This is a genomic window from Micrococcus sp. HG099, assembly GCF_024723355.1.
Classification (GTDB): Bacteria; Actinomycetota; Actinomycetes; order Actinomycetales; family Micrococcaceae; genus Micrococcus; species Micrococcus endophyticus.
On sequence record NZ_JANQCJ010000160.1, the window covers coordinates 1 to 4,137 of the forward strand.

The 4,137-nt window shown below is 69.3% G+C and carries 2 protein-coding genes and 1 pseudogene; all 3 read right to left on the bottom strand.

Annotated features, from left to right (window positions below):
- Positions 1–802: 802 nt before the first annotated feature.
- Positions 803–1,458, bottom strand: a pseudogene (locus NWP10_RS10790) (integrase core domain-containing protein); the annotation flags it as partial.
- Between the two features lie 84 nt (positions 1,459–1,542).
- Complete coding sequence (locus NWP10_RS10800) at positions 1,543–2,319, bottom strand: MerR family transcriptional regulator (RefSeq protein WP_258300904.1); 777 nt, start codon at positions 2,317–2,319, stop codon at positions 1,543–1,545.
- A 111-nt stretch (positions 2,320–2,430) separates the two neighbouring features.
- Complete coding sequence (locus NWP10_RS10805; RefSeq protein WP_258300905.1) at positions 2,431–2,583, bottom strand: hypothetical protein; 153 nt, start codon at positions 2,581–2,583, stop codon at positions 2,431–2,433.
- Positions 2,584–4,137 lie beyond the last annotated feature (1,554 nt).

The window sequence follows — 4,137 nt, forward strand, 5'->3', positions numbered from 1 at the left end:
ACAAACTTGGCACACTATTGAGTTCTCAAACAACAGGCGCTTCCAGCTTCAGCGACCCGCTCCGCGGGCCGTTTCGCTCTGGAGCAACTTCTCCATCTTAGACCATCCGCTGCGACCATGTCAACCCTGCGTCTCCGCCAGGCTGCACTTCATCGGTTCACACACGTGGAAGACCTTGAGAACCCTACCACGCGATCACCAGTGACTCGCACCAGATCATCTTCTTCAGGAGTACCAGCCAGCATCACTGCCGGCCGCGTGCCCGGTGAACACCATCCGCCCTGGACCTGCCATTCTCGGCATGAATCCGCGGATCTCGTGTTCCTCACCGCACCTCCCGGAGACCCGGTCGGCGTCGTGAGCACGAGAAAGAACTCTACCCCCGCCCCGCGCGGAACACCAAATCGGGGTCCGCCCCCACCGCGAAGGCCCCCTCCCCCCGCGGAAACACGCGGCGGGCTGCTCTCCGACCTGTAAGGGGGTCGCGCCGGCTGGCAAGCGTCAGGAGGTCGGTTCGTCGTCAGGACGCAGCGTGCGCCGGGGCCTGCTCGTGGCTGCGGGCAGCTTCCGTTCCTCCGGAGCACGGCGGCCGACCCCTGGTGCAGGCGAGTGGTGTTCCACCGGTGCGCCCACCCCCGTCGTGGCCGGCTCGGCTGCGCCGACAGACTCCTGGAGGGGCTGCGCGTGGATGAGTTCCGTCTCGGAGAGTCCGTTCACGGTCATGGTCATGCCGTTCTGGCATGAGTCGCCAACGGCGCCCGCCTCTGGCGCGACCCGGCGGTGCCGACGGCCTCCGAGTGCGCTAGATGTCCTGATCGGGGACGTTGATCAATCGTGAGAAGGGTGGCCGGTTCCCGCACGCAGTGTGTGGACGGTGTTGGTTGCGGCAATGCAGCCACCCGTCCAGCTCACAGCGACGCTCGGCCTCGGACGTGTAGCAGCGGGCGTAGGCCCAGCCGTCAGCCTGGGTGCGGTGGAAACGCTCCACCTTCCGTTGGTCTGGGGCCGATACGGGCAGGTGCGCTGGTGTCGGGTCCCCAGCTCGTCGCAGGTGTCGCGCCACAGGTGTGAGCGGCAGGCGCCGCCGGTGTCGGACAGGATCCGTTCGACGGCGACGCCTCGGGCGGTGAACCAGTCGACCGCCCGGACCAATCCGGCGGTGGCGGTGAGAGTCGTTTCGTCGTCGGGGATGTTGCCGAGCTTTTGCGCATCGACGTGGAGCATGGCGCCGGGGTGGTCGTGTTCGTCGCGCCCGACGGGTCGCCGGTGGCGCGGGGTGAGCGCAGCGTTCGCGTGACTCACAGGCCGTCCCAGTGTGCAACGCCGGCGGTGCCCACAACGGTGCAGCCTGCTTCCGCAACGAGGGCCGAGTCCCACGCCATATCCACGTCGAAGTGACCCACGTCGAGCTGGTCGAGATCGATCCCCACGCCGAGGAGCTGTTCGCGGGCGCGCGCTCGACCCCTGACATGGCGGGATCACCGCGGGTCTTGTCGGTCGAATCGCTGCAGTCCCCGCGAATCGCCGCCTGCAGTCCTCGGGTCAGCCGCGGGCATGGACGGCGGCCTGCAGGGTGGTGGATCCGTCCGGGCTGATGATCTGGCGGTACACGCCCCCGCTGGCCAAGCCCCTTTTCTCCAGCTCCGCGTCGATGAGCACCCACGCGTCGGCGACGCTCGACGGCGGCGTCGGGAAGGTCACGGTTGCACCCTGAGGCGCCAGTGGGGCGCTGACCGGCTGGAGACCGGGGGTGGTGGCGCCGTCGGCCGTTGCCGCTGTGACGGTGATCTGGTCGGGGGACGTTCCGTCGAACAGCAGGATCAGGTCGCCCTGGTCGTGCGGAACGAGGTCGCGCAGCCGGGCCACGGCGGAGCCGATGTCGGTCTCGTCCAGGACCATGGTGCTGGCACCTTGCAGGCTGAGCTCGGGCAGCGGTGTGAGAGACAGGTTCATGCTGATCTCCTGGGCCTTCTTCTGGATGGTGTCCACGCGGTGTTGGACCTGTGCCAGACGAGCTGAGGCCTCAGCGATCTGGTCGCGCAGCGTGTCAGCCTGCTGCATGAGGATGCGTTCCAGGCTGGAGTGGGCGATCTGGGGATCGAGCAGCTGCCTGATCTCGCTCAGGCTGAACCCCAGGTCACGCAGCTCTGCAATGGCGCGGATGCGCCCCAGTTGGGTGTCCTGAAATCGCCGATAGCCCGTCACGGGATCGACGAGGGCAGGTGACAGCAGCCCTTCCTGTTCCCAATGGCGCAGCATCCTCCGGGACACCCCTGTCCTGTGCGCGATTTCACCGATGCTCAACATGTCGATCCCCACACAAACCCATCACACCGTGTGAAGGTCAACCACTGCGACCCGGCCGACGAGATCAACGTGTCCAGTCAGCACACCTGGAGAGACGAGGGCCTCCTGCTACACCCGAGACACCTACTGGCTGGCCCAGTCGCCGTGCTGCACCCGCCCCTGCCGGCCCCGGATCGCGTCGGTGCTCAGCAGCGGGTGTACGAGGACCAGGAGCGGCAGCCCCGCGGTGTGACGTCGGCCGGAGGCGGCCCAGCCCACGGTGCGGCGGCGAAGCATGTCGGTGATGAACGCGACGAAGCGGAACCCCGGGCGGGATCCTGACTCAGGTGATGCACGCGACCCGCGGTCGGTGCGGTCGCTCGGCCTCGAGGCACCGCCCGACGACGTCTGGGCAGGCGGCCGACTCACCTGTCGGCCGCGGTCGGGGGCGGCCGACGGTAGGGCCTGGCGCCTTGCAGGCCGGCCGCGAAACGCCCTGCGCTTCGTTCCAAGGCAGGGAGTCAGCCGGTGCTGGGTTCTGGTGGCAGGGTGGACTATCTCCGTCTCGGCGGCAGTGGCGTCGTCGAGTGCTTCGGGAAGGCGCCGCGTGTTCCGCCAGTGCACCCGGCCCTCGCGGCCCCGCCTCGCCCGCGACTCCACGGTTGCCCGAAGCCGCTTGGCGGAGATGACCTCGACCTTCTAGCAGCCGTTCGCGCTCTCGGCCGGATCCGTGTCCGAACCGCCGCCCACAGGGCCCGGCTAGTCAGGCGTCACGGCAATGGCGAACGCGTCCGAGTGCGCCACGGGAGACATGCCCGCTGCCGCGGACGACGTGGTGCGTCAGGACCTCCCGGCCACGGCTGGCACCGGCGCGCACGAGGCCGTGTTCCAGTGCGAGCTCACGAGTACGCGCTCCAGGCTTCGAGGCGGCAATCCCGCCGTGCGGAGCGAGGCGTCGACACCACGCACCACGATCATGCTGGAGGGCACGTCGATGATGGACCTGACGCCGTCGAAGCCACCCAGGACCTGGCGTGGATGCGGTCAGCGACCTCCAGCTGGCGCGCTGCGGAGCTCGGAGCATGCGTTCGACGCGATCCGGTCTGGTGCTTGGCTGACCCGCGGGACGCGTGGCCACGGGCTTGCGGACACACCTGAGGCCCCGCAGGCCGGCGGCGCCCCTGCCGTTGTGCCAGTCGGCCCGGGCCACGACGTGGCGGATCCTCCTCGCCCTGTGGACGGTGTGGTTCTCGGCGTGGATCCGTTGGACCGCCTCCATGAGGTTCTCGTCTCGAAGGCCCCGTGCGCACGTGGGAGGCGGCTTCGTGGCGCGGCCACCGGGCGACGCCCAGAACACCCATCCCATCCCGTTGAGCCGGCGGCAGCAGGCCTCGCCCTGGCACAGACTGCGGGCCTCACCGGTGAACGCGATCATGACGTCGTGGAGCAGTCGAGCTCGCGAGAGACGAAACCACCACGGCATTCAGGGTCTCGTCGGGCCGGAGGGCTTCGGCGAGTACTGGCGGGAGCCTGCGGATCTCCACGACTGTGCGCTCCCCTGTTGGCTGGGCACTCCCCGACGCGCGTGGGCGACCCCGTCGTCGAGGCGGTTGCGCCACATCCGTAGCCTCTCCCCGCCGACGCCGGCCGGCGGGGCAATGGCCCTGTCCGAGTGCGGTCGCGGGCCCCCTTCGTCGGGGTCGCTACCGAGGAGCGTTCGCCGAGGGCCCGTGGCGAGCTCTGACACCCGGCCCGCCACGACCCCTGGCCGGCAGCCGAGGTGGGGCACCGGCCCCTGGAAACACGGAAGGCCCCGCACCACCAGGTGCAGGGCCTCCCCCGGGAATGCAA